17 protein-coding genes and 1 pseudogene are annotated in these 14,119 nt (G+C 55.7%); all 18 read right to left on the reverse strand.

The features are described from left to right. Positions 1-5: 5 nt before the first annotated feature. The 18 genes and pseudogenes from PHP98_06380 to PHP98_06465 all read right to left on the reverse strand — a co-directional run bounded on the left by PHP98_06380 (position 6) and on the right by PHP98_06465 (position 13,772). The gene (locus tag PHP98_06380) at positions 6-875 is read right to left on the reverse strand and encodes a VIT1/CCC1 transporter family protein (GenBank protein MDD5483262.1); all 870 of its coding nucleotides are present in this window, start codon (positions 873-875) and stop codon (positions 6-8) included. Positions 876-895: 20 nt separating this feature from the next. Further along, on the reverse strand, positions 896-2,137 hold the full coding sequence (locus tag PHP98_06385) for an iron-sulfur cluster carrier protein MrpORP (GenBank protein ID MDD5483263.1): 1,242 nt from the start codon (positions 2,135-2,137) through the stop codon (positions 896-898). A 59-nt stretch (positions 2,138-2,196) separates the two neighbouring features. Continuing rightward, positions 2,197-2,568 (reverse strand): DnaJ domain-containing protein, encoded by a 372-nt coding sequence (locus tag PHP98_06390; protein ID MDD5483264.1) that lies wholly within the window; start codon positions 2,566-2,568, stop codon positions 2,197-2,199. Between the two features lies 1 nt (position 2,569). Next, entirely contained in the window at positions 2,570-2,815 is a 246-nt protein-coding gene (locus tag PHP98_06395; protein MDD5483265.1) for a zinc ribbon domain-containing protein, read from the reverse strand. An 18-nt stretch (positions 2,816-2,833) separates the two neighbouring features. Continuing rightward, positions 2,834-4,687 carry an ASKHA domain-containing protein gene (locus PHP98_06400; GenBank protein ID MDD5483266.1) on the reverse strand — a complete coding sequence of 618 codons (1,854 nt, stop codon included), beginning with the start codon at positions 4,685-4,687 and terminating at the stop codon, positions 2,834-2,836. Beyond that, the gene (locus tag PHP98_06405; GenBank protein ID MDD5483267.1) at positions 4,680-4,955 is read right to left on the reverse strand and encodes a YkoF family thiamine/hydroxymethylpyrimidine-binding protein; all 276 of its coding nucleotides are present in this window, start codon (positions 4,953-4,955) and stop codon (positions 4,680-4,682) included. Before PHP98_06405 ends, PHP98_06400 begins: the two co-directional genes overlap by 8 nt. Beyond that, the gene (locus PHP98_06410) at positions 4,952-5,605 is read right to left on the reverse strand and encodes a class I SAM-dependent methyltransferase (protein ID MDD5483268.1); all 654 of its coding nucleotides are present in this window, start codon (positions 5,603-5,605) and stop codon (positions 4,952-4,954) included. The genes PHP98_06405 and PHP98_06410 overlap by 4 nt, the downstream gene beginning before the upstream one ends. Position 5,606: 1 nt before the next feature. Next, complete coding sequence (locus PHP98_06415) at positions 5,607-6,461, reverse strand: ARMT1-like domain-containing protein (protein ID MDD5483269.1); 855 nt, start codon at positions 6,459-6,461, stop codon at positions 5,607-5,609. Positions 6,462-6,464: 3 nt separating this feature from the next. Further along, positions 6,465-6,827, reverse strand: coding sequence for a CoA-binding protein (locus PHP98_06420; GenBank protein MDD5483270.1), 363 nt, complete (start codon positions 6,825-6,827; stop codon positions 6,465-6,467). A gap of 19 nt (positions 6,828-6,846) precedes the next feature. Then, complete coding sequence (locus tag PHP98_06425) at positions 6,847-7,683, reverse strand: MBL fold metallo-hydrolase (GenBank protein ID MDD5483271.1); 837 nt, start codon at positions 7,681-7,683, stop codon at positions 6,847-6,849. Then, on the reverse strand, positions 7,683-8,060 hold the full coding sequence (locus tag PHP98_06430; GenBank protein ID MDD5483272.1) for a pyridoxamine 5'-phosphate oxidase family protein: 378 nt from the start codon (positions 8,058-8,060) through the stop codon (positions 7,683-7,685). The genes PHP98_06425 and PHP98_06430 overlap by 1 nt, the downstream gene beginning before the upstream one ends. Next, entirely contained in the window at positions 8,032-8,709 is a 678-nt protein-coding gene (locus PHP98_06435) for a hypothetical protein (GenBank protein MDD5483273.1), read from the reverse strand. Before PHP98_06435 ends, PHP98_06430 begins: the two co-directional genes overlap by 29 nt. Before the next feature lie 24 nt (positions 8,710-8,733). Continuing rightward, on the reverse strand, positions 8,734-9,417 hold the full coding sequence (locus PHP98_06440) for a phosphatidylserine decarboxylase (GenBank protein ID MDD5483274.1): 684 nt from the start codon (positions 9,415-9,417) through the stop codon (positions 8,734-8,736). An 18-nt stretch (positions 9,418-9,435) separates the two neighbouring features. Next, positions 9,436-10,380 (reverse strand): radical SAM protein, encoded by a 945-nt coding sequence (locus tag PHP98_06445; protein MDD5483275.1) that lies wholly within the window; start codon positions 10,378-10,380, stop codon positions 9,436-9,438. Between the two features lie 2 nt (positions 10,381-10,382). Further along, entirely contained in the window at positions 10,383-11,408 is a 1,026-nt protein-coding gene (locus PHP98_06450; protein ID MDD5483276.1) for a uroporphyrinogen decarboxylase family protein, read from the reverse strand. A 114-nt stretch (positions 11,409-11,522) separates the two neighbouring features. After that, a complete protein-coding gene (locus PHP98_06455) occupies positions 11,523-11,867 on the reverse strand; it encodes an iron-sulfur cluster assembly scaffold protein (protein ID MDD5483277.1) in 345 nt (114 codons plus the stop codon). 54 nt (positions 11,868-11,921) lie between these two features. Continuing rightward, positions 11,922-12,830, reverse strand: coding sequence for an ATP-binding protein (locus PHP98_06460; protein ID MDD5483278.1), 909 nt, complete (start codon positions 12,828-12,830; stop codon positions 11,922-11,924). A gap of 183 nt (positions 12,831-13,013) precedes the next feature. Then, a pseudogene (locus tag PHP98_06465) lies at positions 13,014-13,772 on the reverse strand (ATP-binding protein). Positions 13,773-14,119: the final 347 nt, after the last annotated feature.

A 14,119-nucleotide genomic window follows, 5' to 3' on the forward strand; every position in this document is an offset into this window, starting at 1 on the left:
GCGGATTATATTTCCACGCCAAGGAACTTCCGCAAGGCAAGTCCCACGAGAAAACTCAGGCCGGCCACTCCCAGGCTCAAACCCGCCATTTCCGTAAAACGTTTCCTGAACGGCTCGCCGCGGGCGACGGAGATGTAATAATTGAACACGGCAATGATGCTTACGGCCGTTGCAAGGGTGCAAGCCAGCGCCGCATAAAAGCGGGCAAGGATAAGATACGGCATGATCAAGAGAACCACGGTCAGCACGTAGGCCGCGCCGGTGTAAAGGGCCGCCTTGAGCGGGCTTTGCCCCGTCCCCTCCGCCTTGGTGGAAAGATATTCGGAAGCGGCCATGGAGAAGGCCGCCGCAATGCCGGTAATGGAACCGGTCAGGGCGATAAGCTTCGTGTTTTGCAGGGCAAACGTCAGGCCGGCCAGCGCGCCGGTCAGCTCCACGAGCGCGTCATTCAGCCCTAGCACAATGGAGCCGACGTAGCGCAGGCGTTCCTCATCCAGCATAGCCAGCAGTTTGTCCTCATGGCCGCTTTCCTCCCGGGCAATATCTTCGGCTTCCTTAATTTCCGCGGGAAGCGAACCATAGGATTGCCGGGCGCTCGCCTCGCCGCGCTCCATGAGCTTGAGGCCGAAAGTAAGCCCGAAAATGCGGCTGATCCAGACGTAAAACCATATTTTGAACGAGGACGGCGCAACGGTTTCGCCGGTATAGGCCTTCCATTGTTCATAGTGCCGCTTTTCGTCCTCGGCAATACGTTCCAGCACCTCCCGGTTTGCGGAAGACTTCTGCCGGGCCGCCAGCCGCCGGTAAATATGATATTCGGTTATCTCGTCGCGCTGATAATCCAGCAACAGGCATCTTATATCCGCTGACAGCATGAAGATATTCCAAAATCCTGTTAATGGTCACAGACGTTCGTTCCGGCCTGAAGGGTGCCGGAGAGCCAGGCGGCGGCGACTTTTTCGGGCTCTTCGCCGGGCGCGCCCACCACGACCGTGATGTTGTTCTCGGCAAACAGGTTCTGCGCGCGTTGTCCCATTCCGCCGGCGATAATAATATTTGCGCCCTGTTCATGCAACCACTTTGGCAGGACGCCCGGCTCGTGGGCCGGCGGGGTAAGGAATTTTTTTTCGGTAATCTTTTTTGTCTTTTTGTCAGCTTCCAGCAGGGCAAACTGCTCGCAGTGCCCGAAATGCATGCAGAGTTTTCCTTCCGCTATTGGTATTGCGATCTTCATAATAATATCCTCCTCTTTTCTGTCTGTTTTGACTGCTGACGCGTCTTTCGCTTGCGCCGACAATGCCAGAATCGGCGCGATGATCCGTTCAAATGCTTTGGCCGTTTCCGACCGGCTATGATGGCGCACAAACGGGTTGCCCTCATCACACGCCTCGCCGACCGCGGGGTCCAGCGGAATGCGCCCCAGAAAAGGCGTGTGCATTTCGTTTGCCATCTCCTCGCCGCCTCCGGTCTTGAAGATCGCCGTGAATTCACCGCACTTCGGGCAGACGAATCCGCTCATGTTTTCCACCACGCCGAGCACCGGCAGGTTCAAATGCCGGCAGAAATTGATGGATTTACGCACATCGTTCGTGGCCACGTTCTGGGGAGTGGTTACGATCACGGCCCCGTCGGCGTCCTTGACCAGCTGGCAGACGGAAAGCGGCTCATCGCCCGTGCCCGGGGGTGAATCAATCACCAGGTAATCAAGCGCCCCCCATTCCACGTCTTTCAGAAATTGCTTGATAACGCCCATTTTCAAGGGGCCGCGCCAGATAACGGCCTCATCGCGGCTTTGAAGCAGAAAGCCGATGGACATCACTTTTAAACCGTCTTTTTCGGCCGGCAGAATGACGTCTTCCCGCGCGGCGATCCGTGTGTTTTCCAGACCAAGCATTTTCGGAATGCTGGGGCCGTGAATATCCACATCCAGGAGGCCGACCTTTTTGCCGGAAAGCGACAACGAAACGGCCAGATTGGCCGCCACCGTGCTTTTCCCGACCCCGCCCTTGCCGGAGAGCACCAGGATTTTATGTTTTATTCGCGCAAGACGTTCCCGCATGACCTGTTCTTCAGGCAACGCATCCGAATTATCTTTGGCGCGGCTGTATTGGCTCTGTCTGTTTTCCGCATTTTCCATGTCTTTTATCCTTTCAGAAAATGTTTAAAGTTAAATGTTCAATGTTCTGAAACTATCCGTTAAACCGCTTCCCAGCCGTCGTAGAACCGCTGGCGGTGCCAGCGCTCATATTTTTCCCATTCTTTCTGCCTGTTGAGCAAAGACGCCACGCGCCGGCCCGTGATTGCCATGACAAGCTCGTCATCAGCCAGCAATGGTTGTTTTGATATTTGCCCCTTTGCCAGAAGCAGATAGGCCTCATTGATAACTTTGAATTTTAACGAACAGCCTCCGGACATGTCCGGATGGTGGCGTTTGGCAAGGCGGCGGTATGCCTTGCGAATTTCATCCGGATTTTTTCCCAGGCTGAACAACACCAGCCGCGCTCTTTCCTCAAATGTTACGCCTTTGATTTGATCAACTTTCTCGCTAGTTTTTAACAGACCTTTCATTTTATCCCAACGGACAGGTGCCCGACGGGCATGTGCCCGTCGGACACGCGCCGGTCGGACAGGCGCCGCCCGGGCAGGCGAAAGAATCGCTGCGGCCGCCGCCCGTTCCGGCGCTGAAGGCGGAAAACTGCTTTTCCGGCCGGGATGCGCCGCATTGCGGACATTTGGGCGCTGGCTCGGAAAGACTTCTGGCCAGATGTTCAAATGTTTTACCGCATTTTTTGCACTTGTATTCGTAGATGGGCATTTTTTATTTCTCCTTTTTTTACTCGTTTGCCCCTGGAAATATCATGGCCTCGGCGAATTCGCTTTGGAAATCAGGATCGCGCGAGAGATCAATATGCTCGGTCTGCCGGGCAAGCGTTTCAACGCGTTTCCTGGCCTCCACGCTCAAAAGCGCCCATTTTGCCCCGCTGAGCGAGGCATTTCCGATGTACACGATTTTTTCATGGTCAATGCCGCCCGGCAAGAGACCGATGCGCTGGGCATGATTGCGGCGGATAAAATTACCGAAGCCTCCCGCCAGCAGGACGGAACGGATATCGCCGGGGCGCAACCCCGCTTTTTTGAGCAGGATGGAAGTGCCGGCGCGGATGGCGCCGGCGCCCAGTTGAACTTCGCGAACGTCCCGCTGGGTCAGCACAATCGGTTCTTCGGCCTGGCCGCGGCTGCGGCTGGCCACCAGGAATTCAACTGCCCCCTCGGCGGTCACGCGCACGCGTTTGGCCAAGGCCCTGGAAAGACCGGCCGGCAATTCATCCGGCGGCAGAAGCTGCCCTTCCGAATTAACAATGCCATGGTTCAGCAATTCGGCCAGCAGATCAATCAAACCGCTGCCACAGATGCCGCTGGGCGGGGTATTGCCGATGGTTCCCAGATGAACATCGCCGTTCAGCACGATTTTTTCAACGGCCCCCCGCGCGGCCCGCATGCCGCAGGTAATGCGCGCGCCTTCAAAAGCCGGCCCGGCCGCCGTGGAAGCGGCCCATATCCGGCCGTCATGCACCAGGACAATTTCACCGTTGGTGCCGATATCCACGAACAGGACCGGAGAATCACGCTCCATAATTTTTGCGGACAACATTCCCGCGGCGGTGTCGCCGCCGACGAACCCGCCGACAATCGGGAACACGTAGGCCATACCGCAGTGCGCGATCGGTATGCCAAGACGCCGGGCGGCCAATAAAAGCCCGCGCGCATGCGCCGGCACAAACGGCACTTCACCCAGAAACCGCGAATTTACCCCGCAAAGAATCTGCTGCATAACGGTGTTTCCGGCAATGGTAACTTCGTAAATTTGCCGCCGTTCCACCGCCGCTTCGCGGCACAGGGCATCTATCATTGCCGCCATTTCATGCGTTAAAACGCCCCGGATATCCTCCAAACAGTCCGGGCATGAAGCTGAATGCCGGATGCGCGAAAGAACATCGTCCCCAAAACGGATTTGCGGATTCATCCGCGAGGTCAGCGCCTTTTCCTCACCCGTGCGCAGATCAATCAGGTCCCCGACCAACGTCGTGGTGCCGACATCAAACGCCACGCCGTAAGACCGGGAAGTGGTGTCGTCCGCCTCAAAATCAATCAACCATCGGTCGGAAAGGACGGCCGTGCCCTTGAAACCGCACTCGCGCAAAAGAGCGGGCAATTTGCGCAGGAGTTCTACATCACACTTGAATTGCCCCAGCGTCCGCTCAAGCCGCAGCAGATCGGGAGTTTCGTCATCCAGCGACGGCAGGGGCATTTCCACAAAAACCTTGCGGATGGCGGGCGCAATGTCAATTTTTTCGCCGGCGGAAGTTTCCAGAATCTGGTGCTGGTCGGCAAAGAGGGAGGAAGAGGGGACATGGATGGTCATATCGCCGCGCACGGAAGTCTGGCAAGCCAACCGCCAGCCGTTTTGAATCTCATCGGCGCTGAACACCTTTTTATCCGCATCGGAGGGGGGCGCGACTCCTTCGGCGACCTGGATGCGGCATTTCCCGCAGGTGCCCGCGCCGCCGCAGGGGGTGTCAATCGTTACGCCGATGCCGGCGACCGCTTCAATCACTTTCGTTTCCGGCAGAACAAAGAGCGATTGGCCCTGGGGTTGGATAGTCAAGCAATATTGTTTTTTACGCATTTTTTATTCTCTTTTTTTTATGGCGTATCCATGGACAGGCATTGGATGTTTTTAAAACCAAAACGATATCCGCGTCCCGTCCGCAGGCATTAAACGCCCGCTCTGCGGCGGCAAACACCAGGTGGCATTCGCCGCGCGCCATTGTGCTCATCGCGCCGGTTTCGGGTTTTAAACCATTGGCGCGCAATTCCCTGGTAAACCGCGCAATAATCTCTCCGACATGCGCGGTTCGCAACGGATATAAACTTATCTCGGCCTGAATATTCATGATTTGACCGCCGCGGCGACTATAAATGCGCCCGATTCATCGCCAGCGCCCCGTTCCGCCGTCAACCGGATATTCACCCTGCCGAACTGCGAGAGCAATTTGCGTAATTCTTTTGGAGAAAACATGCGCGCCGAAAGGTAAGGTTCGGAGCGGTCGGCGATGCGCCGGCGATTGAGCCCGGCCAGGCGGTTCAAGGTTCCGACTATCAACCGGCCGCCTGATTTCAGGCAACGAAACATCTCGGCGCAGACCCGGCGCGCATCCGGGACAAATTCCAGCGCGGCCATGGCGCTGACCGCGTCAAAATCACCATCCGGGAACGGGAGGAGCATCACATCCGCCACGGCAAAACGGCAATGAGGCGCGCGGCGCGCCCGCGCCGCGGAAATCATTTCCGGAGATACGTCAACCCCGGTTGCTTCAAATCCATGTTTTGCAAAAAAAACGCTCCAATGTCCCGTGCCGCAGCCGGCATCCAGCAGGAATTTTTTTTTGCCCGTCCGAGCCGCCGGGAGCAGTTCCAGCACCGCTTTTTTCTGGGCCGCGTCATGGCGGCGGCCGGCGGCAGTGCGGTACCAGGCGTCATATCTTGCCGCCAGCGGGCTGAAATCAAACAGGCTGCGAGATGAGGAAGTCATATTAAAAATCATCTTATCCATTCCGACGGTAGACGACCATACTGCCGACCGGCGCGCCGATATCAGCGGCAATAATCGGGCACTTGACGGTCAGTAGAAAAAATATTTTTTCGGACACATCCGAAAGCGTTTCATAATTCCCCTGCCCCTTGGAAATAACAAGATCGGCGCGGTCAAAGAGCAACCGGAAATTTTCCGAACACTCGGATAGAATGGTGCCGGGCGCGTCCGAGCCGTTGGCAATCACCGGAGCGACTTTCGGGATACCGGCCGTCTCCGCGTCTTCCATGGTGGCATCGTTAAGAACCGGGGCTCCCCGGACCGCAACCGTTATTTTTCCGGCGGGCAGAACCTCCAACAGGAAGCGGTCAAAAATTATTTCGCCGGCATTGTCCGCCAGGTATAAAATGCTTCCCGCCTCCTCGGCCGCGCGGAACAACGCGGCCACACTGCCGGCCAATGGCTTGTGCCAGACATCCTCCAGATGCCCGGGCAACTCATCCGAAGTGATGCCGGTTTTGGCGCCGGAATCCAACAGGTTGCCGGCAATGGCCAGACGCACGAAAGCCTCGCGCGGTTCCGGTTGGCGGCGCGCGGCAGAAATCAAAGCCGGCAGTAAATCCAGAGCGACACGATTCATCCGTTCCTTGATCGGGCGGTAGGGATCCTGCTCTCCGGTTTCCGAGCGAATAATGCGCTGTATGCGCTGGGTAATCGTCACCGGCATGACGTTCCAATCGGCCTTGGCGATTTCGCCGAGCAGACGCCGCATAAGGCGTTCGCGCCGCAAAACATCCGGCACGCACAGCGTCAGGGCTTCGGCGGCCTGGCGGACAAAACAGGGAACACATTCAAACGCAGTTTTCATGGTTCATTCAAATTGATTGGTCTTGAGCATAACCAGCGTGCAGGCGTTCAGGGCTTCAACACCGGTTTGCTGAAGCCGTCGGGCGAGATCTGCATTTTCCGCGCCGGGATTGAAAATTACGCGCCGGGACCGAGCGGTCAGGATTTCATCCGCCAGGGCCGCGGAACGTTCGGGAGAAAGATAGACGGTTATGGTATGAATCGGGGCTGGAATATCTGCCAGACGTTTGAATACCGGAATTCCGTCTATTTCGGAAACAGCCGGATGAACGGGGAAAACAGCGTGGCCCTTTTCCGCCAGCAGTTTGACCGCCTGGTAACTGTAACGCGCGGGCTTATTACTCGCACCAAGCACAACCACGTTCATTTGTTTCCTCCATCATGGATTATTGGCTCCAATCCAAAACCGTGCCAACCGGACATGGCGCGCATTTATCGCGGAATTCATGCCGTAATTGCGCCGTGGCCGCAAAACCGGTGCAATGGCACGGAATCAGCCGTTTGATGTCAAGTCGCCGAAACTCCGCCAATGTCCTGGCCATGCGCTTTGGTCCGGCAGAGAGCAGATGCATTCCGCCAAGCACGGTGTGAATACGGTGATGGCCGGTTAATTCCCGGATATAATTCAGGGTGTTTACCACGCCGGCATGAGCGCAACCCAGGATCACAACCGTGCCGTCCGGAGTATCAATAAAAGCCGATTGATCGTCCGCCAGAGCATCCGGTTGTAAGCAGGCCGGATCGGTAAAATACGGGCCGCCGACGTCCTCAAAATCGTTTTGTCTCGGCACCGGGCCGGTCAGGAAGAGCCCTTCGCCAATCTCCACCGGTTTTTCCGTAAAAACCAGCTCGCTCCGCACGCGGATTTGTTTCTCATTTAACGGCGGCGGCAGACCGATTGCGCGCGATGAATTGTCCGTGTTCCGGGCATATTTCGGCATCAAGGCCGCGGGATGCATATAAACCCGCCTTTTCCCCGCCAGCCGCAGGATTTCCCCCAAACCGCCGGTGTGATCGTAATGACCATGACTGATAATCACATCACCGGCTTCTTCCCGCAGAATATTCAACTGGCAGGCGTTTGACGGCAACACCAGACCCTGGCCCGTGTCAAAGAAAATTTTACGCGCCCCCAGTTCAATCCAGAAGGCAAGCCCGTGCTCGGCCAGGAGTCCGCGTCCGCCGGCAGTATCCTCAACGAGTGTTGTGATGCGAAGTTTCACTATGAAATTTTTTCGGCGCCGGAATAGACTTCTTCCGCCTTCAAGGCCACGGCGGCGTGGCCGGGATGCCGGGGCGGGTTCCATGATTTCATGTGCTGAAAAATTTCGCCTTCCTTGTGATATTCCAGGGTCCCCTTGACCTGGTAAGCCGTACCGCTTTTATCGCGGAACAGGATCGCGCCTTTGCTTCCGGCAAATATGTTGGCACGGGTTTTGCTAAAAAAATTATCAGCTACAACCAGGCGATCATTGCCGAATATTCCCACACAGGTCGCATAAATAATATTGGGCGTGTTGTCCTTGCCGACCGTCGCCAGAATGACGGGCACATCGCGGTTTGCCCACGCCTCAAGAACTTTTTGCGGTAATGCGCTCATTTGGCATGCCTCCTTCTTTTTTTGGCTTGTTCACGAACAACAACGGAAAGACAATATCGCTCACACAGCAGGGAATCCAGACGGCCAGGAATAAAAACAGGGCAATAACCAGCGCGGTCAACCAGGTCAACGGAGAACTCATGGCCATGGCAATGTGAAACACGGAAGCCCAGGTACTGAGAAAAACATGGCCGAAATGGGGAAAACGAGTGCGCGGCCAGACACAACCGACTGCAATGCCCAGGAGGGCCAGCGGATTAACCAGCCACCATTTCTCAATAAATCCAAGATGTATGCCCTTGCGGGGCATATCAAGCAGAAATTCTGCCGCGTAAGGAATCAGAGAATCGCTCAAAGTGGCGATGCCCACCGAGCCAATGTAGCCTATTACGATTAAAACCCATAAATTGCATTTCCCCGTCAGGCACCTGATTCCCACCCGGGGGCATGTATGGAGCTTATATATTGCCGTGGTAACCAGCGCGCTCAAAAACACATGCACGGGATGCAGGGTCCAGAATAAAGTTTCGGAAACACCGCGCGGCACATTTGCCGCCGATATAAACACGATAATCAGAATGCCCGAGACCGTCCCCATCGCCGTAAAAGGCGCGTGTGATTTGAGCTCTCGAATGATCTCGCGAATCATCATTGTGTTTTTTTGTTTCAGACACTACCGGCTTTTTTCAGAAGATTTAAGCCGCGCCACGATCGTTTCGCCCGCCCTGACCATGTCGCCGGGCCGGCAAACGACTTCAACATCGCCCGCCGGAAAATACATGTCCAGACGCGAGCCGAACTTCATCATGCCGATCCTTTCCCCCTTCGCCACGGCCGCCGCATTGTCATGGGACAGCCAGTAGACCACCCGGCGGCAGACCGGCCCCACAATCTGGGTCACCAGACAGCGCGTCCGCTCTCCCTCAATCAGAATCTTGTTGTGCTGGTTCAGCTCGGATGATTTTTCCTGGAAAGTAAAGAGCCGCTTGCCCGGAAAGTAGCCGAGGAAACGTGATTGCCCGTCAATAGGAGCGCGGTTGACATGCACGTCAAAAAGGCTCAGGAAAATGCTGATGCGCACGCATTCGGTTTTCAAGATTTGATTTTCCTTTAACGTAACAACCGACATTACCCGGCCGTCGGCCCCGGCCACCACCGCGGCGGGATAGTTGGGGACAACACGCTCCGGATCGCGGAAAAAGAACAGCAGGTAGGCAATGCACACCAGCGCGGGCGCCAGGCAAAACCACCCCAAACGCCCGACCGGCTTTCCGCGCGCCCGCAAAACAAGCGCAAGCAGTCCGAACAGAATTATAACCGCGCCGATAAATGGAATTACTTCAGGCCGGACCGGCATAATGACCTCCATAATTGATTATTCACCAGCTGAAACCGCCTTGTAAAAATCTTTCGCGCCTGTTTTAACGCGCTGAATAACTCCCTGTTTGAGAAGTTTTTCAATATACTTGGCGGCCAGCGCGGGATGAATGACTAGTCCCGCGGCCACATCCTGCAATGAACACGGACGGCGGCGCAATAACGCCAGCACATCCCGCGCGCTTGACTCATCGGCAACAATTGCGGGCGGCGGCGCATACTCGGCAACAATTTCAGCGCGCGGAGAGAAAAAGCCGCAATATCGCTCCAACGGCGCCAGGGGAACGGGCAAAGCATAATCTTCCGCCGGAGGCCGCGCGACTGAATTCAACTGGATACGAGTAAAACCGATGTTTTTAATGCATTTGACTATTTTTGCGACTTCCGCGTCGGTTGCCGTCAGTCCGCCCAATAAAAATATTTCCAGCCATGTTTTCCCGCGGTAAACGCGGCAGAATTGTTCCAGGCCGGAGAGCATGGCCTCAAAGGTTATGTCCGGATGCGGGCGATTAACCCGCTGAAACATGGCCTCATCCCCGGCATCCAGGGAGGGAACCACCAGATCGGCCTTCATGAGCGCACTGCGCACATCGGCGTTCATCAGGAGAGAGGAATTGGTCAGCACGGCCACCGGGATTGCGGTTATTTTTTTTATTCCGGCAATGAGCGCGTCAATGCCGGAATGCAAAGTCGGCTCGCCGGAACCGGAAAGCGTGATATAGTCCGGCGGATTTTCCATTTTCAACTTAAGTTTCAGTTCGGCCAGGATTTCAGAAACCGGCGCGTATTCGCGCCGCTCAATTGTCTTGCAGGTGGTCCGCCCGAGCTGACAGTAGAGACAGTCATAAGTGCATGTTTTGAACGGAACCAAGTCCACGCCGAGGGAACGCCCCAGACGGCGCGAAGGCACCGGACCGAATAAATATTTGAATTTACGATCCATTTTTATCCATTGATCCGATAACCGCGCCCGGCCTCCATGAAAGCCAGGATATTTTCAAGCGGGGTTTCAAGGGGCAGATCGCACCCCGTGCTGAGAACAAAATTGGGATAAGGATCCATCCGGCGCAGCAAGTCCGTTACTTCCGCCTTAACTTCACCCGGAGTTCCGCGCAAAACAACTCCGGTCGGGTTGATATTGCCCATAACAACAACTTCCGGCGGCAGGCGTCTTGCCACGGCAGGCAGGTCCACGCCCGCCTCGGGCGAATCCAGACTGACGGCGTCCACGCCGGCCCCGGCCATTTTATTTACAAGGTGCATGGTGTTTCCGCAGGTGTGGTAAACCGTGCCCACCCCGCTGTAGCGGCAGCTGTCAATGATGTGTTTCACATAATCGGCCGAAAAACGCTGGAAATGCTCGGGCCCGAGCATGACCGCGCTCGGCTCAAGAATACAGATAACCTGTGCGCCGGCCGCGATCAGCAGTTGCACATACTGCCTTATTTTCTTGGTCGTGAACTGACAGACTTTTTCCAGATCATCGGGCCTCAAAATGGTGGCCAGGGCGGCTTCGTCGGCCCCCATGATCAGGGCGGCCAGGGAATAGGGGCCGGTCACATAAGCGCCTTTTAAAATGGAGACTGGCAGGCCGATGCTCATCAATTTGACCGTTTCCACATATCCCAGCAGGCGGGTGTCAAAAGAGATGTTGATCTTTTCATAGACAGCAAGGTCATCCAATGAAAATTCATCTTTCAGCACGGTGGCCGATTCCCTTGTGGGAAAAACGGTGTAGCGTCCCAGACCATTGGCTTCAACGGCCAGATCCATCAGGGGAAAAACCGCGTCCGGTTGAAAGGCCTCCACGATCGCCTGCATCACCCGGAAATGCGCGCCGTAATTCTGCTGGGCCAGTTTTATGGTACAGCCGGTCAGGTTAAGTCCTGGAAACCCGATCAGGGGCATTACCAGCCGCCGCCGTTCGTTCCGCGCGCGCATCATCATATCCTGAAAAGGCTTGTGAATCATGGCAATCTCCTCTGAAACTTTCTGTGTTTTGCGGCAAAAAATATTTAAGCTTTCAATGAAACGAAACCCGCCGGCAAGCGGGGCAACGCTTCTCTTGAACACATCCCATACACCTCAAGGTTTCAACAAATAATCGGCAACGGCGCGGTAAAGCGTGCTCACGGCCAGAATCGCGCAATGGCGCCCGGCTTCCGGCTCGCATTCTCCGGAGCGGATGATTTCACCGGCGCTGATTGACAGGGCGTCGGTTATCTTTCTGCCATAAGCGCGCCGGGCAACGGCCAAACCGCAGACACGCGTGTTGCCGCAGCCATCGGTGTAATATTTCACGTCTTCAATCACGCCGTCGCGGATGTAAAGGTAAAATTCCATGGAGTCGCCGCACGGTCCGTTGATCGTCCCGAACCCGGTCGGATCGTTCATCCGCCCGAAAAAAACATCTTCCATAAGACCACCCATTCCCATCTCTCCCAAAATATAGAAAATTCAAAGTTGCCACAAAAAGCACAAAATTCACCCGAAGGGCCGTGGCGTCTTGTGGCTAATTAAAACTCTCTCCACTTCTTTCCAGATGCCGCGAATGGTTTCCGCGGCGGCGCTCCGGCCGTATTCCACAACCGTCTTCCCGGCCATTAAAGCATCATTCACGCTCCTGTCAAATGGTATCTTTCCGATCACGCGCGATTTGTATTGTTCCGCTATCCGGACAATATGATCCGCCTGCTCGGCGTTAAGGTCGGCTTTGTTAATGACCACAAAAGCCGGCACGCGGAAATGTTCCGTCAGTTTCAAAACGCGCTCCATGTCGTGCACGCCGGAAACCGTGGGTTCGGTGACAATCAGCGCCAGGTCCGTGCCCGAAACCGAGGCAATCACGGGGCAGCCGGTCCCTGGCGGACCGTCGCCGATAATTCTGTCAGAATGCAATTCGTCGGCCATTTTTGCGGCCTGGTTGCGCACCTGAGTGACAAGGCGCCCGGAATTTTCCTCGGCAACGCCCAGGCGGGCGTGAACCATAGGCCCGAGCCTTGTCGCCGAAATAAACCATTGTCCTGTAACCGCTTTTTCCGACCGGATCGCATTCACGGGACACACCAGCCGGCAAAAACCGCATCCTTCGCAGGCAAAAGAATCAATGCGATAGGTTTGCCCGACAATATCATTGCCCGGCCCGTCAAAACGGATGGCATCAAAGTGGCAGGCCGAAGCGCATTTGCCGCAACCGATACATTTGTTGCCCTCAATTTCCGCCTTATAGCCGCCGGAAAAGGGATGAATTTCCATTATTTCAGGGACAATAAGCAAATGCAGGTCCGCCGCATCCACGTCATTATCCGCCAGCACGCTTTGTTTGGCCAATACCGCAAAGGATGCGGTTAGGGTCGTCTTGCCGGTGCCGCCCTTGCCGCTGATAATGGTCATTTCCTTGTAACCGGAAGCGGCGCCGGGAACGAATGGAACGGCTTTTTCAATGCCGACGGTCAATTCATCCAACGGCGGTTCCGGCGGAATTTGCGAGCCTTTTAATTTTTTGATGTTTTCGCCAATCAACGCCAGATTCTCATCCAACTCCGGGTGATGTTCAACCAGAATATGTCCGGCTGAATAGGTTTCCGCGTATGCGCGTTTGAATGGAATTCTGCCGAGGATCGGGATGCCGGTTGATTCGGCATATTGACTGATAATTTCATCCCGGCCGTCGGAACGATTGATTATGATGCCGGTCGGGATTTCCATTTTCAACGTCATGGCCGCGGCCAGTTTCAGGTCGTTGAGCCCGAACGGGGTGGGCTCGGTAACAAGAACGGCAACGTCCGCACCTTCCAACGCCTTGACAACCGGACACGCCGTTCCCGGAGAAGCATCCAGAATATTGACTGCGTTCAGATCAATATGTTGTTTTACGGCATTGACCACGCTCGGGGCAAGCGCTTCCCCGATATTCAACATGCCATAGGCAAAATAAAAAGGCTTATTTTGCGGCGCGGTAATAATTTTGCCAATCGGCGTTTGCCGCTCGGTCAGAGCTTTTTGAGGACACACATAAGCGCAAACGCCGCAGGAATGACACAGCTCGTTGAAAATCAGCACCTTGCCTTTTACGACCGCGATCGCGTTGTAATTACACTCTTCCGCGCATTTGCCGCAACCATCGCATTTACTCGCGTCCAGCGCCGGTTTCAGAACCGTCACATCGCGGCTCTCGGCAAGTTCCGGCCTGATAAAAAGGTGGTCGTTCGGTTCTTCAACATCGCAGTCCAGCAGGCGGACCCGCTCGCCGCGCTGAGCCAGCACATAAGCAAGATTCACCGCAAAAGTCGTTTTACCCGTTCCGCCCTTGCCGGAAGCAATTACAATTTTCATCTGGTATATCCCCTTATCGCGCGCGGGTCATAACCGCGCCGCAAGCCGGGCATTTCATCTGGGTGCAAGGCGTGCCCTGCTGATGCGGGGCTGTTTTTCCGCAACTTGGGCAGACACAGTTGCCGCCGGGGCCCATTGCAAATCCGCCCATGCGTCCGCGCCCTTGTCCCTGGCCCATCCCCATACCGCCTCCGCCGCCCATTCCGCGGCCTGTTCCAGCGCCTGCGCCCATTGGTCCGGTTCCATCTCCTCTTGGCATAATCCACCTCCGTTTTTTAATCAGACAACAAAACTGCGATTCTCAAGGAAACAGATCACCCGGCATCCGCGCGAATGCCGGGGACTGT

Source organism: Kiritimatiellia bacterium (genome assembly GCA_028715905.1).
Lineage (GTDB): Bacteria > Verrucomicrobiota > Kiritimatiellia > JAAZAB01 > JAAZAB01 > JAQUQV01.

Coding starts and splice junctions, on each gene's coding strand:
- PHP98_06385 (MDD5483263.1), bottom strand. CDS start 2,137: ATGGAAAATGCGGAAAACAGACAGAGCCAATACAGCCGCGCCAAAGAT.
- PHP98_06420 (MDD5483270.1), bottom strand. CDS start 6,827: ATGAACGTGGTTGTGCTTGGTGCGAGTAATAAGCCCGCGCGTTACAGT.
- PHP98_06450 (MDD5483276.1), bottom strand. CDS start 11,408: ATGATTCACAAGCCTTTTCAGGATATGATGATGCGCGCGCGGAACGAA.
- PHP98_06455 (MDD5483277.1), bottom strand. CDS start 11,867: ATGGGTGGTCTTATGGAAGATGTTTTTTTCGGGCGGATGAACGATCCG.
- PHP98_06380 (MDD5483262.1), bottom strand. CDS start 875: ATGCTGTCAGCGGATATAAGATGCCTGTTGCTGGATTATCAGCGCGAC.
- PHP98_06445 (MDD5483275.1), bottom strand. CDS start 10,380: ATGGATCGTAAATTCAAATATTTATTCGGTCCGGTGCCTTCGCGCCGT.
- PHP98_06405 (MDD5483267.1), bottom strand. CDS start 4,955: ATGAATATTCAGGCCGAGATAAGTTTATATCCGTTGCGAACCGCGCAT.
- PHP98_06410 (MDD5483268.1), bottom strand. CDS start 5,605: ATGATTTTTAATATGACTTCCTCATCTCGCAGCCTGTTTGATTTCAGC.
- PHP98_06440 (MDD5483274.1), bottom strand. CDS start 9,417: ATGCCGGTCCGGCCTGAAGTAATTCCATTTATCGGCGCGGTTATAATT.
- PHP98_06435 (MDD5483273.1), bottom strand. CDS start 8,709: ATGATTCGCGAGATCATTCGAGAGCTCAAATCACACGCGCCTTTTACG.
- PHP98_06390 (MDD5483264.1), bottom strand. CDS start 2,568: ATGAAAGGTCTGTTAAAAACTAGCGAGAAAGTTGATCAAATCAAAGGC.
- PHP98_06395 (MDD5483265.1), bottom strand. CDS start 2,815: ATGCCCATCTACGAATACAAGTGCAAAAAATGCGGTAAAACATTTGAA.
- PHP98_06415 (MDD5483269.1), bottom strand. CDS start 6,461: ATGAAAACTGCGTTTGAATGTGTTCCCTGTTTTGTCCGCCAGGCCGCC.
- PHP98_06430 (MDD5483272.1), bottom strand. CDS start 8,060: ATGAGCGCATTACCGCAAAAAGTTCTTGAGGCGTGGGCAAACCGCGAT.
- PHP98_06400 (MDD5483266.1), bottom strand. CDS start 4,687: ATGCGTAAAAAACAATATTGCTTGACTATCCAACCCCAGGGCCAATCG.
- PHP98_06460 (MDD5483278.1), bottom strand. CDS start 12,830: ATGACCATTATCAGCGGCAAGGGCGGCACCGGCAAGACGACCCTAACC.